Raw genomic sequence first — 2,111 nt, 5'->3', positions numbered from 1 at the left:
GAACTCGCCGCCGCCTAAGCTAGAACAACTGACCCGCACGGTGTTGAGAAACTCCACCACTCAGCGGGACGTGACCTCGGCCGACTATCACAGTGCGACATATAGCCATAGGTTCCTAGGTATCTCGTGGCTGCCTGTCACAGACTGACCGTGGGTCAGAATTCAATGGGGGAACAAATTGAATACTCAAAAACGCTTGGGTTTAATTGCGCCGCTGATCGCTGTAGGGATTCTGCTGGCGGGAGCCGTTTCGCCGGCCGCGGCCGCAACTGAACTTGCGGCGTCACCCGATACAAGCTCGGATCCTTCTTCGATGAGTTTCGTCGAGCTAACGCACGCAAACGCCGCTCAGTTCGGGTATGAAATCCGCGTTGACACTGCAGGCTATGAATACGGAGTACCCATAGGAACGGCGGAGGGCAGCATGGTGCACTCAACCGGTCAGCTAAGGTCCGCGTCGGGGATCGGGGCGAGGAATGTGGTCACTGGCAATTGCGGAAAGTCCCAATTGTTTTTCCAGGGACAGGGAACATTCATGACTTCCTACTACATCTTCCCGGACTGGGGAGCTCCCATTAGTCATGGCTGGAATGTTCAGATCGCGTCATCGATCGATGCTGGGGCGTATAACCTTAGCGGCTGGAACGCCGGCAACCAGTCGTGGAATGGATATCGAACCGTCGAGGAACAAGCTTTGAACGGCCAGAAGCTTGATGCCAACGGGGGCGGCTACGTCGTTACGACTGGCGGAGTCTGCCAGTCTGGCGCACTCTACGACAGCGTTACCTACCGCGACTAAGCAGCTTGAATCGATCGACGACAGTAGCGTAGCCCCTTCTAGACCCTTTTGTTCTTGAAGGGGCTTTGCTATGCCTCACGCCTCGGAACTAAGCGAGAAAGTTGTACGGTGGCGTTCAAAGCCGCGAAGATACACCTGTCATCAGGAGGCCATCCCTCACCACACGCCAGGGCAATTCTGGTTCGAGGCCGGACCGGCTCAGAATTACGACGACGAGAGCAACCATGTCATCCACTGACACAGGAGCGTCCAGCCCAAACACATCCGTTGCGATCGCAGTATCGTTTGCAATTCCGAACAGGGAGACGTCCCAGGACTCCACCTGCCCGTCAGTAACTTGCCTTTGAGCGACGACTCGCTGCACCGTTCTTGATTCTGCCGAAGTGACGTGAGCAATTGGATGCGGCATTAGCCCTCCTGGGGACTGAGATGTCTCAAGTAGACGGACTCATCGCGTACGCGATCGCGAACGAAAGCTGGTCTTTCATATGTCGAACTCTGGCAAGGCCTGCTCATTCTAACCGCACTACGAAACGACCAAAGAGAGCCGGCCGCGACACACGACACACCGAATGGCGTGCGAGCTCGGGGCTCACCGCTCCGCATCCATTTCGAAAGTGCCACTCTTTTCTGTCACGCGCTGCACGCTCAGGTGGACAGGCCCCCACGGGTGCGTTGCTGAGCTGAGGTGCTTTTCGACTTGCGGATCTTGGCGGCTCCGCCGTGCCATGATGCGACGGCCTGGCGCGGGTGCTGTGCGTTCTCGTCTTCCGCGAGGAGCCGTGCAGCGATTGTCTTCTGATCGATGCCCTTGTCTTCCAGGCTGGCCGCGAACCTGTGCCGGCGCTCTGCACTGTCGTATTCCTGGGATCCCCGCTCCCGTTCAGCCGCGCTAACCCCAGACTCTCGCAAGTCCGAGTTCCGACGGATGATGTCGTCGAACTCCTCGCTGACCAGCCCTGCAGGTCCCGTTGAGCTCTGCTCGGCCGATTCTTGGGCCTCACGGTCACGTCGATCGGCCTGGGCGAAGAGCAGTTGGCTCGCAGCGAGTTCTTCGCCCGCCCTGGTGCGCTCGGCGGCCGCGTCGGCACGGTCGCGCTCGGCCTGGCTCAGGGCCGCAGCGACCGCTGCAACGTCAGCCCCGGGCGGCGTCCACGGCGATATCATCTACCTGAGGACCTGGGAGGGCTGGGTGTATTTGGCGACCGTCATCGACGCCCACAGCCGCCGCGTCGTCGGGTGGGCCATCGCGGACCATATGCGCACCGACCTGATCGAGGACGCCCTCAGAATGGCCCTGGTGCTGCGCGGG

2 protein-coding genes and 1 pseudogene are annotated in these 2,111 nt (G+C 59.8%); 2 read left to right on the top strand and 1 reads right to left on the bottom strand.

Annotated elements, in window-relative coordinates:
• Positions 1-535: 535 nt before the first annotated feature.
• Positions 536-799, top strand: a complete 264-nt coding sequence (locus tag K2F54_RS18805; protein ID WP_220607382.1) for a hypothetical protein — start codon at positions 536-538, stop codon at positions 797-799.
• A 648-nt stretch (positions 800-1,447) separates the two neighbouring features.
• Here the strand turns inward: K2F54_RS18805 and K2F54_RS18800 are convergent.
• Complete coding sequence (locus tag K2F54_RS18800) at positions 1,448-1,966, bottom strand: hypothetical protein (RefSeq protein ID WP_220607383.1); 519 nt, start codon at positions 1,964-1,966, stop codon at positions 1,448-1,450.
• Between K2F54_RS18800 and K2F54_RS18795 the strand changes: the two are divergent.
• Positions 1,956-2,111, top strand: a pseudogene (locus K2F54_RS18795) (DDE-type integrase/transposase/recombinase); the annotation flags it as partial. The gene K2F54_RS18800 and the pseudogene K2F54_RS18795 overlap by 11 nt on opposite strands.

The sequence above is a fragment of the Cryobacterium inferilacus genome, from assembly GCF_019599185.1.
Classification (GTDB): Bacteria; Actinomycetota; Actinomycetes; order Actinomycetales; family Microbacteriaceae; genus Cryobacterium; species Cryobacterium inferilacus.
Note: the sequence above shows the minus strand (reverse complement) of the source record. Positions and strands in the feature narration are given on the sequence as shown.